The organism is Oceanibaculum indicum P24, from assembly GCF_000299935.1.
GTDB classification, from domain to species: Bacteria; Pseudomonadota; Alphaproteobacteria; order Oceanibaculales; family Oceanibaculaceae; genus Oceanibaculum; species Oceanibaculum indicum.
Window position 1 is genome coordinate 17,882 of record NZ_AMRL01000017.1, and the last position, 16,124, is coordinate 34,005.

The 16,124-nt window shown below is 66.3% G+C and carries 16 protein-coding genes; 12 read left to right on the top strand and 4 right to left on the bottom strand.

The genetic code is table 11. The features are described from left to right. The first annotated feature begins 104 nt into the window (after positions 1-104). Positions 105-1,058, top strand: coding sequence for a LysR family transcriptional regulator (locus tag P24_RS12970; protein ID WP_008945188.1), 954 nt, complete (start codon positions 105-107; stop codon positions 1,056-1,058). Here P24_RS12970 and P24_RS12975 read toward each other — a convergent pair. The 3 genes from P24_RS12975 to crcB all read right to left on the bottom strand — a co-directional run bounded on the left by P24_RS12975 (position 1,055) and on the right by crcB (position 3,103). After that, positions 1,055-1,675, bottom strand: coding sequence for a glutathione S-transferase family protein (locus P24_RS12975; RefSeq protein WP_008945189.1), 621 nt, complete (start codon positions 1,673-1,675; stop codon positions 1,055-1,057). The two genes, P24_RS12970 and P24_RS12975, sit on opposite strands and share 4 nt — an antisense overlap. 64 nt (positions 1,676-1,739) lie before the next feature. Then, positions 1,740-2,726 (bottom strand): RluA family pseudouridine synthase, encoded by a 987-nt coding sequence (locus P24_RS12980; RefSeq protein ID WP_008945190.1) that lies wholly within the window; start codon positions 2,724-2,726, stop codon positions 1,740-1,742. Beyond that, on the bottom strand, positions 2,723-3,103 hold the full coding sequence (gene crcB, locus P24_RS12985) for a fluoride efflux transporter CrcB (protein WP_008945191.1): 381 nt from the start codon (positions 3,101-3,103) through the stop codon (positions 2,723-2,725). The genes P24_RS12980 and crcB overlap by 4 nt, the downstream gene beginning before the upstream one ends. A 203-nt stretch (positions 3,104-3,306) precedes the next feature. On the opposite strand from crcB, the gene P24_RS12990 reads away from it, so the two are divergent. The 11 genes from P24_RS12990 (at position 3,307) to P24_RS13040 (ending at position 14,041) form a co-directional block, all read left to right on the top strand. Continuing rightward, the gene (locus P24_RS12990) at positions 3,307-3,834 is read left to right on the top strand and encodes a sigma-70 family RNA polymerase sigma factor (RefSeq protein WP_008945192.1); all 528 of its coding nucleotides are present in this window, start codon (positions 3,307-3,309) and stop codon (positions 3,832-3,834) included. A 3-nt stretch (positions 3,835-3,837) separates the two neighbouring features. Next, entirely contained in the window at positions 3,838-4,623 is a 786-nt protein-coding gene (locus P24_RS19305; RefSeq protein WP_008945193.1) for an anti-sigma factor family protein, read from the top strand. Positions 4,624-4,663: 40 nt separating this feature from the next. Continuing rightward, positions 4,664-5,839, top strand: coding sequence for a 2OG-Fe(II) oxygenase (locus P24_RS13000; RefSeq protein ID WP_008945194.1), 1,176 nt, complete (start codon positions 4,664-4,666; stop codon positions 5,837-5,839). Positions 5,840-5,924: 85 nt separating this feature from the next. Then, positions 5,925-6,719: a sulfate adenylyltransferase subunit CysD gene (cysD, locus tag P24_RS13005; RefSeq protein ID WP_008945195.1), complete on the top strand. Its 795-nt coding sequence runs from the start codon at positions 5,925-5,927 to the stop codon at positions 6,717-6,719. Then, positions 6,719-8,611 (top strand): adenylyl-sulfate kinase, encoded by a 1,893-nt coding sequence (gene cysC / locus P24_RS13010; RefSeq protein ID WP_008945196.1) that lies wholly within the window; start codon positions 6,719-6,721, stop codon positions 8,609-8,611. Before cysD ends, cysC begins: the two co-directional genes overlap by 1 nt. 31 nt (positions 8,612-8,642) lie before the next feature. Next, on the top strand, positions 8,643-8,960 hold the full coding sequence (locus P24_RS13015) for a hypothetical protein (RefSeq protein ID WP_008945197.1): 318 nt from the start codon (positions 8,643-8,645) through the stop codon (positions 8,958-8,960). 124 nt (positions 8,961-9,084) lie between these two features. After that, positions 9,085-9,903: a sulfite exporter TauE/SafE family protein gene (locus tag P24_RS13020; RefSeq protein WP_322095728.1), complete on the top strand. Its 819-nt coding sequence runs from the start codon at positions 9,085-9,087 to the stop codon at positions 9,901-9,903. Positions 9,904-9,923: 20 nt separating this feature from the next. After that, positions 9,924-10,901, top strand: coding sequence for a Gfo/Idh/MocA family protein (locus tag P24_RS13025; protein ID WP_008945199.1), 978 nt, complete (start codon positions 9,924-9,926; stop codon positions 10,899-10,901). Positions 10,902-11,397: 496 nt separating this feature from the next. Continuing rightward, entirely contained in the window at positions 11,398-12,243 is an 846-nt protein-coding gene (locus P24_RS13030) for an ABC transporter substrate-binding protein (RefSeq protein ID WP_008945200.1), read from the top strand. Continuing rightward, positions 12,240-13,271, top strand: coding sequence for a FecCD family ABC transporter permease (locus tag P24_RS13035; protein WP_008945201.1), 1,032 nt, complete (start codon positions 12,240-12,242; stop codon positions 13,269-13,271). The genes P24_RS13030 and P24_RS13035 overlap by 4 nt, the downstream gene beginning before the upstream one ends. Continuing rightward, positions 13,268-14,041 carry an ABC transporter ATP-binding protein gene (locus P24_RS13040; protein WP_008945202.1) on the top strand — a complete coding sequence of 258 codons (774 nt, stop codon included), beginning with the start codon at positions 13,268-13,270 and terminating at the stop codon, positions 14,039-14,041. The genes P24_RS13035 and P24_RS13040 overlap by 4 nt, the downstream gene beginning before the upstream one ends. A gap of 97 nt (positions 14,042-14,138) precedes the next feature. Here the strand turns inward: P24_RS13040 and acs are convergent, their stop codons facing one another. Continuing rightward, complete coding sequence (gene acs, locus P24_RS13045; RefSeq protein ID WP_008945203.1) at positions 14,139-16,085, bottom strand: acetate--CoA ligase; 1,947 nt, start codon at positions 16,083-16,085, stop codon at positions 14,139-14,141. Positions 16,086-16,124: the final 39 nt, after the last annotated feature.

A 16,124-nucleotide genomic window follows, 5' to 3' on the forward strand; every position in this document is an offset into this window, starting at 1 on the left:
TCGGTGGCTGGCGGGAAGATGCCTGTCCCCAAGATTATTCATTGCCACTTAAATGATAATCCGCTGAAATGTGGCCGATTAATTTCCATTAGGGAAATAAAGCGATGGATCGTTTTCTCGCCTTGCGCATCTTCAATGCGGTCGTGGAGGAAGAAAGCCTGATTGGCGCCAGCCGCAAGCTGGCGCTGTCGCCCTCCGCCATTAGCAAGAATCTGGCGGCGCTGGAGGAGGAGCTGGGCGCGCGACTGCTGAACCGTACCACGCGCCGCGTCAGCCTGACCGAGGCCGGCGAAGCCTATTACGAGCGCACGGCGCGGCTGCTGGGCGATCTGGAGGAGGCGGACGGCATGGTCAGCCGCATGGAAGGCGCGCCGCGCGGCGTGCTGCGCGTCTCCGCGCCGATCAGTTTCGGCCAGCGCCATCTGGCCCCGGCGCTGCCGGATTTCCGGGCGCAGCACCCGGAGGTGGTGGTGCAGATGTTCCTGGAGGACCGGGTGGTCGATCTAGTGGCGGAGCGGTTCGACCTCGCCATCCGCATCGCCAACCTGCGCGATTCCAGCCTGGTGGCGCGCAAGCTGGCCTCCAACCACCGCAAGATCTACGCGGCGCCGGACTATATCGCCCGGCACGGCCTGCCTGTCACGCCATCGGACATCGAACAGCACGCGCTGGTGACGATGCCGCCCGGCTCGCCGCTGCTGGACCTGACCCTGACGCGCGGGGATGAGGTCCGCTCGCTGCACCTGCTGGGCGATATCCAGCTGAATTCTGTGGAGGGTGTGCTGGCCGCCTGCCTCGCCGGTGGCGGGCTGGCGGTGCTGCCCAGCTACATGGTCTGCGACCATCTGATCGCCGGACGGCTGGTGCCGGTGCTGCCGGACTACACTGTACCTGACACGGTGATCCAGGCGGTGTTTCCGTCCTCGCGCCACCTGTCGATCAAGGTGCGGGCGTTCATCGACTTCATGGTCGCGCGCTTCAGCCCGATGCCGCCCTGGGAATGCGTTGACCGTATGCCGGCAGCGGCTCCCAAGGCGGAACTGGTCGAGGCCGATTAGGCTGCCGGTTTCGGCAGCGCCTCCTGCGGGGTCTTCATGCCGGGCAGGGCCGCCATACGCTTCATCCAGGCCTGGATGGCCGGATAGGCATCCAACGACAGCTCTGCATCGCTGGCATAGGCGGCGGTGACATAGCAGGCGATATCGGCGACGGTCGGATTCTTGCCGACCAGATAGTCCTTGCCGGTCAGCGCCTCGTTCAGCATCCCGAGCGCGCGCTCGCCCCGGCCCTTGAAGAAGGCGATCACTTCGGCCGGGCCGTTGTAGAACAGGCGCTGGGCGCGGGTGGCGGCGATGCCGGGGTAGAACAGGTCAGCCTCCCAGAACAGCCATTCGCGGACCTGGCGCTTCTCCTCCGCATTGGCGCCATCGAACTTGCCGGTCTTTGCCGCCAGCTCCAGCAGGATCGCGCCGGACTGGGTCATCGGCGTGCCATCGGCGACCAGCACCGGCACCTGGCCCCATTTGTTGAGCTTCAGGAAGTCGGGCGTCTTGCTCTCGCCGGCACGCAGATTGACGTGCTTGTAGTCATAGGGCAGGCCGCACAGGTCGAGCATCAGCCCGGCCTTCACGCAGGGCATGGACAGGAAGGTACCGTAGAGGGTGTAGCTGGACATGGTTTCCTCGGTTGAGACTGTTCCGGAGATGGAACTGCTGCCGAGGGTATGCCGCTCCTGCGTCCTACGCCAGAGGCTCGAAGGGGGAGCCTTTCGGTTCGGAGAAGCCGAAGAAGGCCCAGCTCTGCGCCATGTGCGGCGGCAGCGGCGCGGTGACGGTCAGGGTCTTGCCGTTCGGCCGCTTCAGCGTGATCTGCCGCGCATGCAGGTGCAGCTTGCGCGACAGCCCGTCGCCGGCCAGCAGGGCCGCCTGCCCGCCATATTTGCCGTCGCCCTGGATCGGCGTGCCGATGGCCTGCATGTGCACGCGCAGCTGGTGCGTGCGGCCGGTGACCGGGCGCATGGCGACGAAGGCGGCCTGCTTGCCGACGGCCTCCACCACCATGAAGTCGGTGATCGAGCGCTTGCCCTCTTCCTCGTCGATATCCATCTTCTCGCCGCGCTTGCCGGGCAGCTTGGCGATCGGCAGGTCGATGCGGCCCTCGCGCGGCTTCGGGATGCCCGCCGTAATCGCCCAGTACAGCTTTTCCGCATCCTTGGCGCGGAAGGCCGCGGTCAGCCAGCGCGCCGCCGCCGCCGTGCGCGCCAGCAGCAGCACGCCGCTGGTGTCCTTGTCCAGCCGGTGGACCAGGCGCGGCCGTTCCTTCGCATCGAAGGTCAGCGCGTCCAGCAGCGCATCGATATGGGTGGTCATGCCGGTACCGCCCTGCACGGCAAGGCCGGCCGGCTTGTTGATCGCCAGCACCTCGTCATCGCGGTACAGCACGGCGTCGCGCAGCATCGCCTCCAGCTTCGCATCGGCTTTCGGGCGCGGCGCTGTCTTCGGCGGCGGCGCGGAGTCGAGGTCGCCCAGCGGCGGCACCCGCACGGCCTGCCCGGCCTCCAGCCGGTGGTTCGCCTTCACGCGCTTGCCATCGACGCGCACCTGGCCGGTGCGCAGCAGCTTTTCCAGCCGGCCATGGCCCAGCGCCGGATAATGCTTACGGAACCAGCGGTCGAGGCGGGTATCCGCATCCTCCGGCGTGATGGTCAGGGTCTCGACGCCGCTCATGACAGCACCTGCCTTGTCAGATACATGGCCAGGAAGACGGCGGCCAGACAACCGATGACCGACGCGCCGACATAGAGGAAGGCCGGCCCGTAGGCACCGCGCCCGGACAGCACGGCGACATCCAGCGAGAAGGCGGAGAAAGTGGTCAGCGCGCCCAGGAAGCCGGTGACCAGGAAGCCGCGCAGCTCCGGCGAGGCCTGGAACTTCAGCGCCAGCCCCTCGACCAGCACGCCGATCAGGAAGCAGCCGATCAGGTTCACCGTCAGCGTTCCCCATGGGAAGCCGGTGCCCAGCCACTGGCCCATCAGCCTGTTCACCTCGTGGCGCGCCACGGCGCCCACCGCGCCGCCCAGCGCGACTGCTATCAGCATGTTCATGGGCGTTCTTCAGCTCGCTTTCATTCAGGTCGATCCTGCGCCGACCGTGCCTTGGGTCAAGCCTGTACACCCGTGGGCAGGAAAAATGCAAAAAAATCGCATCCAGCCGGGATTAGAGGCAGGGGCTCAGGCGTATACCTTCACGAGTGCGGAAGGAAATCCGCGCTATCCTTCGGTTTCCCCGACCCGACCTGAGCCGTTCGATGCCGCGCCATTCCCTCTCCCATCTGCTTGCCACAGAGACCGACCGGTTGCGGCGCTATGCCCGCAGCCTGGTCCGTGGCCGGGAGGAGGCGGAGGATCTGGTGCAGGAGACCCTGCTGCGCGGCATCGAACGGTCTTCTTCCTGGGACCCGTCACGGCCGCTCGGACCCTGGCTGTTCAGCATCCTGCACAATCTCTATGCCAGCGGCATGCGCCGTGCGCAGTCGCGCGAGCGGGCACTGCGCCATATCGGGCTGCTGCTGGAGCCGCCCCGTTCGGCACCGAGCACGCCCGCCGCCCAGATGGAGCTGAATGAGACGCTGAGGGCGCTCTACGACCTGCCGGAGGAGCAGCGCCAGGTGCTGGTGCTGGTGACCATTGAGGACCTGTCCTACGAGGAGGCCGCCGCCCGCCTCGATATCCCGCTGGGCACGCTGATGTCGCGCCTGGCGCGTGGCCGTGAAGCCCTGCGGCAGGCGGTGGACCGTGACGAGAAACGCCCGGGCGGGCTGAAACTGGTGAGGTGAGACATGGAAACGCCCATCGACCGTTCGATCAGTGAAACCGATCTGCACGCCTATATCGATGGCGGGCTGGAGGAAGAGCGGATGCGCGCTGTCGAGACCTATCTCGACGCCCATCCGGAAGAGGCCGAACGCGTGCGCGCCTACGCCCTGCAGCGGCTGGAGATCACCCGCTATCTGGATGCGGAAATGCAGGTGAAGCCGCTGCGCACCGAACGGCTGTCCAGGCGCTTGTCGCAGGCGCTGGTGCTGCGGAATGCGCGTCCCTGGCTGATGCGCAGTATTGCCGCCTGCCTGCTGGTCGCGCTGGGCTGGGGGGCACGGGATTTGGCCACCTTGCCGGCAACCGCCGCCTTGCCGGTCTTCGCCAATGAAGCGTCCGAAGCGCATGAGACGGTCGCCGAAATCGACCTGCCACTGTCAGAGGTGCTGCGTGCGGAGCCGATGACGCTGGTCAATTATCTCGCCCGGCATGACCAGGCCGACCTGCCGGTACGGGCGCTTTCGCTGGATGGGTTGCTGGTTCGCGGCGCGCAGCTGGTCCCCTGGGATGAAGGTACGGCGCTGCAATTCGTGTTCGAGAAGGCCGATGGCGGCCAGCGCGTCACCCTGTTCGTTGCCGTGCCCAGCAAGGCGGCGCATCTGGAGCCGCGTCCAGTCAAGCTGAAGGGCGTGCCGATGGTGTACTGGCAGAGCGGCCGGCTGGCCTTCGCGCTCAGCGGCGATCTGCCGGAAACCGTGCTGAACGCTTATGCCACGCATATCGAACATGAAACCGAGCGGCGCGGCTGAACCGGCCTTTCCCTACCGCCAACGAGAGTATGAACAGGCCATGCTGGCACCCGGCGACCCCGTTCCCTGGTTTTCCTGCGATTCCACGGTCAATCCGCGTTTCTTCTTTCCTTCGGTCGCGGACAAGCCGATTGCGGTCTTTTTCTTCGGATCGTTCGCAACGCCGCTCATGGCGCAGCTGTGGGAGGCCTTTTTCGCCGCGCGGCTGCAGTTCGCGGCGCGGGGCTTCCGTGTCATCGGGGTGAGTGTCGATCCGCGTGACCGGCAGCAACCCCGGCTGATCGATGCACGGCAGGACTTCGTCACCCTGTGGGACGCGGAGATGAAGATCAGCAGCCTGTTCGGCGTGGCGCAGCGGCAGATGGCGCCGGGTGCGGGCCCGGGCGCGGTCATGGCCAACTGGTCCTATGCGCCGGCTGTTTGTCTGCTGGACGAAAATCTGCGGGTCATTGACTGGATTCCGCTGGGCGATGCGAAGACGCATGTCGCGCGGACACTCGCGCGGATCGATGCGCTGCCGCCGCGGCCCGCCCCGCGTCTGGTCGAACAATGCGCGCCGGTGCTGCAGGTGCCGAATGTGATCGACCGGCAGCTCTGCCGGACGCTGATCGAGACCTGGGAGCAGGAAGGCAATACCGAGTCCGGCTATATGGAGCGCGACGGCAAGGGCAAGCTGGTCGGCTATATCGACCACAGCCGCAAGCGCCGCCGCGATCATTTCCTGCCGAACCAGTCGCCGCTCTATGTAAATCTGAGAGACATCGTCACGCAGCGCATCGTGCCGATGGTGGCGCGCGCCTATCACTACCAGATCAGCCGGGTCGAGCGCTTCTGCATTGCCTGCTATGACGGCGAGGATGGCGGCGGCTATTTCAAGGCGCACCGGGATTTCACCGGGCCGGAATCCCACCGCGCCTTCGCCATGACGATCAATCTGAACGCCGAGGAGTATGAGGGCGGACATCTGGTGTTCCCGGAGTTTGGGCCGCATCTCTACCGTCCCGGAACCGGTGATGCGGTGCTGTTCTCGGGCTATCTGATGCATGAGGTGCGGCCGGTCACGCGCGGGCGCCGCTTCGCGCTGCTCTCCTTCTTCTATGGCGAACGCGAGGCCAGGGTGCGCGAACAGTACGCCCAGACCCATGGCATCGGGCACGAGACGGTGCGCGGCACGCCCGAATATGAACGGCTTAAGGCCGTCGGGAATGACGGGTAGCAGGGGATAACGGCTCAGCTGGCTGGACTTTCGGGGGCCGATACCTTAGAACGCCGCCTTCGATTGCGAGAAAGCCGACATCCCCATGGATCATCTCGACGCGCTCGAAAGCCAGTCGATCTACATTTTCCGCGAGGCGTTCAACCGGTTTGACCGGCTGGCCATGCTGTGGTCGCTGGGCAAGGATTCGAACGTCATGATATGGCTGGCCCGCAAGGCCTTCTTCGGCCATATCCCGTTTCCGCTGCTGTTCTGCGACACCGGCAAGAAGTTCCCGGAAATGTACGAGTTCCGCGACCGCTACCGGCAGGAGTGGGAACTGAACCTTGTCGTACGGGACTGCCCGCCGATCGAGGAGATCGACGCGACCCTGCCGCCTGCCGCCCGGTCGGCCGCGCGCAAGACCGAGGCGCTGAAGCGCGCCATCGCGGAATTCGACTTCCAGGCGGTGGTTGCCGGCATCCGCCGCGACGAGGAGCCGACACGCGCCAAGGAGCGTGTGTTCAGCCCGCGCGGCGTCGATGCGGCCTGGAACTTCAAGGACCAGCCGCCGGAATTCTGGGACCAGTACAACACCGATTTCGCACCCGGCACGCATGTCCGCATCCATCCGATCCTGCATTGGACGGAGCTGGACATCTGGCGCTACATCCAGCGCGAGAAGATCCCCGTGGTGCCGCTCTATTTCTCGAAGAACGGCAAGCGCTACCGCAGCCTGGGCGATACCGACATCACCCATCCGGTTGCCAGCGAGGCGGCGACCATCGAGGAGATCATCGCCGAGCTGGAGCAGACCCGCGTGCCGGAGCGCAGCGGCCGTGCCATGGATACCGAGACCGAGGACGCCTTCGAGCGGCTGCGCACGGCGGGGTATATGTGATGACGGCAACGATCCAGGGCACGGCTCCGCTGACCATCGTCATCGTCGGCCATGTCGATCACGGTAAATCCACGCTGGTCGGGCGGCTGATCCATGACACCGGCTCCATGCCAGACGGCAAGCTGGAAGCCATCCGGGCGATGTCGGAAAAGCGCGGCATGCCCTTCGAATGGGCCTTCCTGCTGGATGCCTTCCAGGCCGAGCGCGACCAGGGCATCACCATCGACACGACGCAGATCCACTTCAAGACCGAGACGCGGCCCTACCTCATCGTCGATGCGCCGGGTCACAAGGAATTCCTGAAGAACATGATCACCGGTGCGTCCGCTGCTGCTGCCGCTGTGCTGGTGGTCGATGCGGTGGATGGCGTGCAGGAACAGTCGCGCCGGCACGGCTATCTGCTGCATCTGCTGGGGGTGCGTCAGGTCGTGGTGGCGGTGAACAAGATGGACCTCGCCGGCTACGATGCCGGGCGGTTCGCCCAGGTTGAGGCGGATATCCGCGCCTATCTGGCCTCCATCGGGGTGGAGCCGCTGCAGGTGGTGCCGGTCTCCGCGCGCGAGGGCGACAATATCGCCCGCCGCTCGGACGCCATGCCCTGGTATCAGGGGCCGACCGTTACTGGGGCGCTGGATGGCTGCATGCCGCCGCCGCCGCCGGTCGATCTGCCGCTGCGCCTGCCGGTGCAGGACGTCTACAAGTTCGACCAGCGCCGCATTCTCGCCGGCCGCATCGAAAGCGGCAGCCTGTCGGTCGGCGACCGCATCCTGGTGTCGCCGGCGAACAAGAGTGCGCGCATCGCCAGCATCGAGGCATGGAACGCCGCCGCGCCGGTGACGACGGCCAGTGCCGGCCAGTCGGTCGGCATCACGCTGGACGAGCCGATCTTCGTCGAGCGCGGGCAGATCGTCAGCCATGCCGAGACCGCGCCGGTCGAGACCAACGTGTTCCGCGCGCGGCTGTTCTGGCTGGGTCACTCGCCGCTGCGACAGGGCCGGACCTACAAGATGAAGCTGGCGACCGGCGAGTTCCCGGTCGAGGTGGAGCGGGTCGAGACGGTCATCGATGTCGGCGACCTGTCGCTCAGCGCCAATGAGGCGGTGGAGCGCAATGGCGTTGCCGAGGTGGTGCTGCGGTCCCGCTCGCTGCTGGCGCTGGACGAGTTCCAGCGCAACCCGCGCACCGGGCGCTTCGTGCTGGTCGAGGGCTACGACATTGTCGGCGGCGGCATCGTCTCGATGGAAGGCTATCCCGACCAGCGCGCCCAGCGCACCGTGGTCTCCACCAACATCCACGCGGTGGAAAGCCGGGTGGCGATGGAGGATCGCTGGCAGAAGAACAACCACAAGAGCGGCGTGATCTGGCTGACCGGCCTGTCCGGGGCGGGCAAGACCACGCTGGCGCTGGCGCTGGAACATGAACTGCACCGCAAGGGCTATCAGGTCTATGTGCTGGACGGCGACAATATCCGCCACGGCCTGTCCGCCGATCTGGGTTTCTCGCCAGACGACAGGGCGGAGAATATCCGCCGCGTCGGCGAGGTGTCGGCGCTGTTCGCCCAAGCCGGCATGATCGTCGTCACCGCCTTCATCTCGCCCTACCGGGCCGACCGTGACCATGTGCGCGACATTGCCGGGACGCTGTTCCACGAGGTCCATGTGAAGGCGGATGTCGCCACCTGCGAGCTGCGCGACCCGAAGGGGCTGTACAAGAAGGCGCGGGCCGGCGAGATCAAGGATTTCACCGGCATTTCCGCCCCCTACGAGCCGCCGCAGGCGCCGGAGCTGGTGGTGGATACGGCGAACCAGAGCATCGAGCAGTCGGTGGCCGAACTGTTGGCCTATGTCACCACGCATTTCCGGCTGACGACAAAGACGGCCGCGGCAGGCTAATATCCGGGGTCCATGGATCAGGGAGGCAAGGATGACGGAAGAAAAACCGTTCGACCCGTTGTGGGACGAGGATAATGTCCTGATCTGTGTCACCCTGCCGGCGCCGCAGGGGCAGAAGGGCTGCTATACGGTCATGAACTGGTGCCGGCGCTGCGGCGACAAGCTGGATGTGCAGCGCATCGCCGACAAGCTGGCGCCAAGCCGCGATGAAGCCCTGAGTGCCGCACGCCAGTTCTGCCAGCAGAACGCCATCCCCGTGCTGTATGACGCGGATTTCCACCAGCTGGATTTCAGCCAGCCGGAGGCCGCCGTCGCCACGGCGCTGGAAGGTCTCGGCCGCCCCGCCTGAGGGCCAGCCATGCAGGCTGGCCGGCAACACCGGTCTTGTGCCGTCCCGCTGCCTCGCCTATGACATCGGATAGTCTAACGGATCGTCCCGCCCACTACTTTCGAGCCTTCCCATGGATGCAAGCGTGATCGACGCGACGCTGCTGGCGCTCGCCTTTGCGGTTTTCGCGACCGGCCTGTTCGCCGGTGTTCTGGCTGGCCTGCTCGGCGTGGGCGGCGGCATCGTCATCGTGCCGGTGCTGTTCCATATCCTGACCGGTTTCAACATCGACCCGTCGGTGAAGATGCATCTGGCGGTCGGCACCTCGCTCGCCACCATCATCCCGACCTCGATCATGTCGGCGCGCTCGCACCACAAGCGCGGCTCGGTCGATTTCGACCTGCTGAAGTCCTGGGCGCCGATGGCGCTGATCGGCGCGCTGATCGGCACGGTCATTGCGGTCTATGTGAAGGGCGCGGTGCTAACCGGCGTGTTCGCCGTGGTTGCACTGATCGTCGCCGCCCATATGGCTTTCGCGCGGGAAGGCATGCATATCTCCGATCGGCTGCCCAGGGCGCCGCTGAAGCATCTGATCGCGGTGATCATCGGCGGCTTCTCGACCATGATGGGCATTGGCGGCGGAACGCTCAGCGTGCCGACCCTGTCGCTGTTCAACTTCCCGATCAAGCGGGCGGTCGGCACCGCCTCGGCGCTGGGGCTGGTGATCGCCATTCCGGGCACCATCGGCTTCCTCTACAGCGGTATCGGCATGCCGAACCGCCCGCCGCTCAGTATCGGCTATGTCTCGCTGATCGGCTTCGCGCTGATCGTGCCGGCCACCATGCTGGCCGCCCCCTGGGGGGCGCGCATGGCGCATGCGATGAGCACGAAGTGGCTGCGCCGCGCCTTTGCCCTTTTCCTCGCCATCACCTCGGCGCGGATGTTCTACAGCCTGTTCGCCTGAACCATAAGGAAGCAGCCAAAATGGCGCACCAGATCGGAATCATCGGCCTTGGCATCATGGGGCAGCGCATGCTGAACAGCATGGCGGTGCATGACGGCTTCGAGGTCGCAGTGGCCTGGGACCCGTCTGCCGAGGCGATGGCCGCGCTGGCGAAGGACCGGCCACAGATCCGCCGCGCCGCCAGCGCCGAAGCGCTGATCGCCGATCCGGCCATCGAGTGCGTCTATATCGCCTCGCCGCCGACCAGCCATCTGGCTTATGCGATGGCCAGCTTCGATGCCGGCAAGGCGGTGTTCTGCGAGAAGCCGCTGGCGGTTGATCTGGCCGAGGCCGGGCAGGTGACGGACCGGGTGATGAAGGAAGGGATGAAGGCGGCGGTGAATTTCCCATTCGCCTCCTCGCTGGCCGGTACGACGATGCGCGAGGCGCTGGAGTCGGGAGCGCTGGGTGCCGTGAAGCAGGTCGAGATCGAGGTCGCCTTCGCGAAATGGCCGCGCGGCTGGCAGGAGGGCGCTGTCGGCTGGCTGGCCCGGCGGGAGCAGGGCGGCTTTACCCGCGAGGTGCTGTCGCATTTCCTGTTCCTGACCCGCCGCCTGATTGGCCCACTGTCGATCCGCGGTGTCACCGTGGAGTACCCGGAAGACGGTGTGACGGCAGAGGTCGCCATCGAGGCCGACATGATGGCGGGGGGTGTCGCGGTACGACTGCAGGGTCGTGTTGAGGGCGAGAAGGATGACCATAATCGCTGGACTGTCACCGGCGAGAAGGGCGCGATGCGCATCTGCGACTGGATGACTGCGGAGCGGTTCGGGGCGACCAGCTGGGAAACGGTCGATCTCGGTCCCGCCGATACGCTGCGCCCGCGCTCCGTGCAGCAGCAGCTGAACCAGCTCTCCCTGATGCTGCAGGGCAAGCCGCACCGGCTGGCCACCTTCGAGGAAGGCTATGCCGTGCAGGGCTGCGTCGAGGCGCTGCTGGGGCAGCATACGACCGCCTGACCCACCCCACTTTCTTTGATCGGAATGCGCCCGCCGGCATCGCCGGCGGGCTTTTTCGTCTGGAGTCAAAGGGTTGGATGGTGTTTGACTGCCGTTCATTCGGAAGGTTTTTGTTCAAATAGCATTCTGTTCAAAAAGTTTTTCTGGGAATTACTTTTCATGTTTACCGGGATACCAGCTTGGCATATCATTCTCTCCTGAGATGAACTTTTTGGTGTGCCGTCTATCGTTGCAAGGGTAGCCGGCTTGTCCGAGAGGACAGGATCGGGTTCGGCGTTCCCTCGTGACCCTACTGATTTCGTGGTCGTTTAGCCGTACGGCCTCGAAATGCACCCTCGTTCTGCGAGGTGTGCCTCCCCACCACTGGCCCTCCCCCTCTCCTGCGCGGGGGAGGGCCTTTTTTTGTTTGCGCCAAGCGGGTTGCGGGCGCGGCTCGTTGCGGGGAAGATCGCGGCGCTGGCGCTGTCGGCCAGCGGATGCGGGGACCGCGCGGCTTATGAAACGGGGTATCGTCATTACGGCCATTTCTATCGCTGTGGCGCTGCTGGCGGCCGGTGCGCAACCGGCTCATGCCGAATCGTCCCGTGCCGAACCGCCGCGGCGGCTGGCCTCGATCAATCTGTGCGGCGACCAGCTGCTGCTGTTGCTGGCGGAACGCCGGCAGATCGCCAGCCTGTCTTATCTTGCCGCCGATCCTGCCGTGTCGGCGCTGGCCGACCGGGTGGGGGATATTCCCCTGAACAGCGGCCGGGCGGAGGAGATCGTCGCACTTCAGCCGGACCTCGTGCTGTCCGGCACCTATCAGCAGCGTATGACGAACGGCATGCTGCGCCGGCTGGGTGTTGCCGTGCTGGAGCTGCCACCGGCGGACTCGCTGGACGGGGCGCTGGCGCAGATCCGCAGCGTCGCGACCGCCATCGGGGCGGCGGAGAAGGGCGAGGCGCTGGCGCAATCGCTTGAACGGCGCATTGCCGCTGCCCGTCCGTCGCCCAAGGCGGATCGGCCAGGCGCGTTTCTGCTGCAACCCAACCTCTATGCCAGCGGGCCGGATTCGCTGGCCGGTCACCTGCTGGAACAGGCCGGGTTCCGTAATCTCGCGGCAGGCCCAACCGCCCGCCAAGGCACGTTCCTGACGCTGGAGGATATTCTGCTCGCCCGCCCGGATGTGCTGGTACTGGAGGAAGCAATAGGCGAAGGCGTCTCGCTGGCGCGGCATCGCCTCGATCATGCGGCGCTGCAGGCTTCGACACAGCGGCGCGTCTCGCTGGAAGGGCGGTTGCTGACCTGCCCCGGACCGGGGCTGGCGGTGGCGGCGGAAATTCTGGCGGAGGCGCGCCCGTGACGGTATCCCCCGATATTTCGGCCTCGCTGGCGCGGGCTGGCCGGTCCGCCTGGCATGTCGGGCTGGGGCTGGTCCTGCTGGTCGTGATTCTCTTTGCCGCTTCCCTGCTGATCGGCCGGGCGCCGCTGGCGCTGCTCGAACTGTTGAGCATGGGCGGGGAGGAGGCGGCCATCGCCCGGTCGATCCTGCTGGATATCCGCCTGCCGCGCGCGCTGCTGGGCCTGCTGGTGGGCGCGGCGCTGGGCCTGTCGGGGGCCGCCCTGCAGGGGCTGCTGCGCAACCCGCTGGCGGAGCCGGGGCTGCTGGGCATCTCGGCCAGTGCCGCGCTGGGGGCGGTCACCGTGTTCTATTTCGGGCTCGCCGGCAGCCTGTCGCTGATCCTGCCGCTGGGTGGGCTGATCGGTGCTGCCCTGTCGGTGCTGCTGCTCTATGCGCTGGCGGGACGGGATGCCAGCGTGCTGACGCTGATCCTGGCCGGGGTGGCGCTGAACAGCCTTGCCGGTGCACTGACAGCGCTGGCGCTGAACCTGGCCCCATCGCCCTATGCCGCGCTGGAGATCGTCTATTGGCTGCTGGGCTCGCTGGCCGACCGCAGCATGCGGGAGGTCTGGCTGGCCGCCCCCTTCATGCTGGCCGGCATGGTGCTGCTGCTGGCGAGCGGCGGCAGCCTGGCAGCGCTCAGCCTCGGCGAGGATACCGCGCGCAGCCTGGGCGTGCGGCTGGGGCGGCTGCGCCTGCTGGTGATCGGCGGCACCGCGCTGGCGGTGGGGGCGGCGGTGTCGGTCAGCGGTGCCATCGGCTTTGTCGGGCTGGTCGTGCCGCATCTGCTTCGCCCGCTGGTGGGCTATGACCCGGCGCGGCTGCTGCCGCTGAGCGCGCTGGGCGGAGCGGCCCTTGTGCTGGCCGCCGACATCGCCGTCCGCCTGCCGGTCGGCGCCATGGAGCTGAAGCTGGGCGTGGTCACGGCGTTAGTCGGCGCGCCCTTCTTCCTGCATCTGCTCTATACCACGCGGAGACAGATGCGATGAGCGGCCTGCTGCATGCCACCGGCCTTGCCGTTTCGCTTGGCGGCCGCTCTGTCCTGTCCGGGGTGGATGTCGCGGCGGGGCCGGGCGAGCTGGTCGGCCTGCTGGGACCGAACGGAGCGGGCAAGACGACGCTGTTGCGCGCCCTGTCCGGGCTGCAGGCTCCGCAGGCCGGGGCGGTGACGCTGGATGGTGCGCCGCTGGCGGCGATGTCTCCGCCGGTGCTGGCCCGGCGCCTGGCTTATCTGGCATCCGGGAACGAGTGCCAGTGGCCGCTGGTGGCCGAGGCGCTGGTGGCGCTGGGACGCCTGCCGCACCGCACGCCCTGGAGCCGTCTGTCGGTGGAGGATATGGCTGCCATCGAATCGGCGATGCGCTTTACCGGCGTGCTCGGCCTTGTCGGGCGGCCCGTCACGCAGCTCTCCGGCGGCGAGCTGGCGCGCGTGCTGCTGGCCCGCGCTTTGGCCGGCGATCCCGAACTGCTGCTGGCGGACGAGCCGGTGGCCGGGCTCGACCCCGGCCATCAGCTGGACGTGATGGCGCTGCTGGCGCGCCGGGCCGCAGGTGGGGGAACTGTAGTCGTGGCGTTGCACGACCTGACACTGGCGGCGCGCTTCTGCACGCGGCTCATCCTGTTGTCCGAGGGGACGCTGCTGGCCGAAGGCGCTGCCGAGGCTGTGCTGACGCCGGAGAACCTACGCGCCGCCTATGGCATAGAGGCGACGGTCGGCACGCTGGGCGGCCAGGTCGCCATCGCCGTGACTCGTCCATAAAAAAAGAACCCGGGGATTGCTCCCCGGGCCGAATTTTGTCGGTGTGCGTTCGCGTCTTGGCGGCGGGGCGTTTTACCCCACCTCAACCCGCTGCCTGTCAGGACGCGCGGTTCATCCGATTTTCGATCAGATCATTCACGACGCCGGGATCGGCCAGCGTTGAGGTATCGCCAAGGGCGTCATATTCATTTGCCGCAATCTTGCGCAGAATGCGACGCATAATTTTACCCGAGCGCGTTTTTGGCAGTCCGGGCGCCCACTGGATGAGGTCTGGGCTGGCGATCGGGCCGATTTCCTTGCGCACCCATTGCACCAGTTCCTTGCGCAGCGCCTCGGTCGGCTCCTCGCCGGCGGTCAGCGTCACATAGGCATAGATGCCCTGGCCCTTGATGTCGTGCGGGTAGCCGACCACGGCGGCTTCCGCCACCTTCGGATGGGCGACCAGCGCGCTTTCCACCTCGGCCGTGCCCATGCGATGGCCGGACACGTTGATCACGTCATCGACGCGGCCGGTGATCCAGTAATAGCCATCCTCGTCCCGCCGCGCGCCGTCGCCGGTGAAGTAGTAGCCGAGGAAGGTCGAGAAGTAGGTGTCGATGAAGCGCTGGTGATCGCCATAGACGGTGCGCATCTGGCCGGGCCAGCTGTCGGCGATGCAGAGATTGCCCTCGGTGGCGCCCTTCAGCTCGTTGCCTTCATGGTCCACCAGCACCGGCAGAACCCCGAAGAACGGGCGGGTGGCCGATCCCGGCTTCAGCGGCGTGGCGCCAGGCAGCGGGCTGATCAGGATGCCGCCGGTCTCGGTCTGCCACCAGGTATCGACGATGGGCGACTTCTCGTCGCCGACGACGCGGTAGTACCACAGCCAGGCTTCCGGGTTGATCGGCTCGCCGACCGAGCCCAGCAGGCGCAGGCTCTTGCGGTTGGTCTTCTTTACCGGCTCCTCGCCGTCGCGCATCAGGGCGCGGATGGCGGTCGGCGCGGTGTAGAAGGTATTCACCTTGTGCTTGTCCACGACCTGCCAGAAGCGCGAGCCGTCCGGATAGTTCGGCACGCCCTCGAACATCAGCGTGGTGGCCCCGTTCGCCAGCGGGCCATAGACGATGTAGCTGTGGCCGGTCACCCAGCCGACATCGGCGGTGCACCAGTAGATATCGCCCTCGTGATAGTCGAAGACATACTGGTGGGTCATCGAGGTATAGACGAGATAGCCGCCCGAGGTGTGCAGCACGCCCTTCGGACTGCCGGTCGAGCCGGAGGTATAGAGGATGAACAGCGGGTCTTCCGCCTTCATCTCCTCCGGCGGGCAGTCGGCCGGAACCTTGGAGGCCGCCTCGTGGTACCAGACATCGCGCCCGTCCGCCCAGTCGATCTTGCCGCCGGTGCGCTTCACCACGACGACACTCTTCACGCCCGGACACTTCTTCAGCGCCTCGTCGGTGTTCGCCTTCAGCGGCACCTTGCGGCCGCCGCGCAGCCCTTCGTCGGAGGTCACGACCACGGTGGAATCGCAATCCACGATCCGGCCTGCCAGCGCGTCCGGCGAGAAGCCGCCGAACACCACGGAATGGATGGCGCCGATGCGCGCGCAGGCCAGCATGGCATAGGCCGCTTCCGGGATCATCGGCAGGTAGATCGTCACCCGGTCGCCCTTCTTCACGCCCTGCGCCTTCAGCACATTGGCGAAGCGGCAGACCTCCTCATGGAGCTGGCCATAGGTGATGTTTTTATGCTCGGACGGATCGTCGCCTTCCCAGATGATCGCCACCTGGTCGCGGCGCTTGGCCAGGTGCCGGTCGATGCAGTTGGCCGCGACATTCAGCGTGCCATCCTCGAACCAACGGATATGCAGGTTGTTGCGGTCGAAGGAGATGTCCTTGACCTTGCTGTAGGGCTTGATCCAGTCGATGCGCTTGCCGTGTTCGGCCCAGAAACCGTCCGGGTCCTTGATCGAGCGTTCGTAGAGGTCGAAATACCCTTTTTCGTCAATCCAGGCGGATTTAGCCCGGTCTTCGCGAATCGGTATCACTGAGGCGTCTGACATGATGCGGCCGTCTCCCTAAGTTCCGAATGCGTTTATATG

Excerpts from the sequence above, each read along its gene's own strand:
- P24_RS13040 (WP_008945202.1), top strand. The coding sequence starts at position 13,268 with ATGAGCGGCCTGCTGCATGCCACCGGCCTTGCCGTTTCGCTTGGCGGC.
- cysC (WP_008945196.1), top strand. The coding sequence starts at position 6,719 with ATGACGGCAACGATCCAGGGCACGGCTCCGCTGACCATCGTCATCGTC.
- P24_RS12970 (WP_008945188.1), top strand. The coding sequence starts at position 105 with ATGGATCGTTTTCTCGCCTTGCGCATCTTCAATGCGGTCGTGGAGGAA.
- P24_RS19305 (WP_008945193.1), top strand. The coding sequence starts at position 3,838 with ATGGAAACGCCCATCGACCGTTCGATCAGTGAAACCGATCTGCACGCC.
- acs (WP_008945203.1), bottom strand. The coding sequence starts at position 16,085 with ATGTCAGACGCCTCAGTGATACCGATTCGCGAAGACCGGGCTAAATCC.
- P24_RS13030 (WP_008945200.1), top strand. The coding sequence starts at position 11,398 with ATGAAACGGGGTATCGTCATTACGGCCATTTCTATCGCTGTGGCGCTG.
- P24_RS13025 (WP_008945199.1), top strand. The coding sequence starts at position 9,924 with ATGGCGCACCAGATCGGAATCATCGGCCTTGGCATCATGGGGCAGCGC.
- cysD (WP_008945195.1), top strand. The coding sequence starts at position 5,925 with ATGGATCATCTCGACGCGCTCGAAAGCCAGTCGATCTACATTTTCCGC.
- P24_RS13000 (WP_008945194.1), top strand. The coding sequence starts at position 4,664 with ATGCTGGCACCCGGCGACCCCGTTCCCTGGTTTTCCTGCGATTCCACG.
- P24_RS13015 (WP_008945197.1), top strand. The coding sequence starts at position 8,643 with ATGACGGAAGAAAAACCGTTCGACCCGTTGTGGGACGAGGATAATGTC.
- crcB (WP_008945191.1), bottom strand. The coding sequence starts at position 3,103 with ATGAACATGCTGATAGCAGTCGCGCTGGGCGGCGCGGTGGGCGCCGTG.
- P24_RS12990 (WP_008945192.1), top strand. The coding sequence starts at position 3,307 with ATGCCGCGCCATTCCCTCTCCCATCTGCTTGCCACAGAGACCGACCGG.
- P24_RS12980 (WP_008945190.1), bottom strand. The coding sequence starts at position 2,726 with ATGAGCGGCGTCGAGACCCTGACCATCACGCCGGAGGATGCGGATACC.
- P24_RS12975 (WP_008945189.1), bottom strand. The coding sequence starts at position 1,675 with ATGTCCAGCTACACCCTCTACGGTACCTTCCTGTCCATGCCCTGCGTG.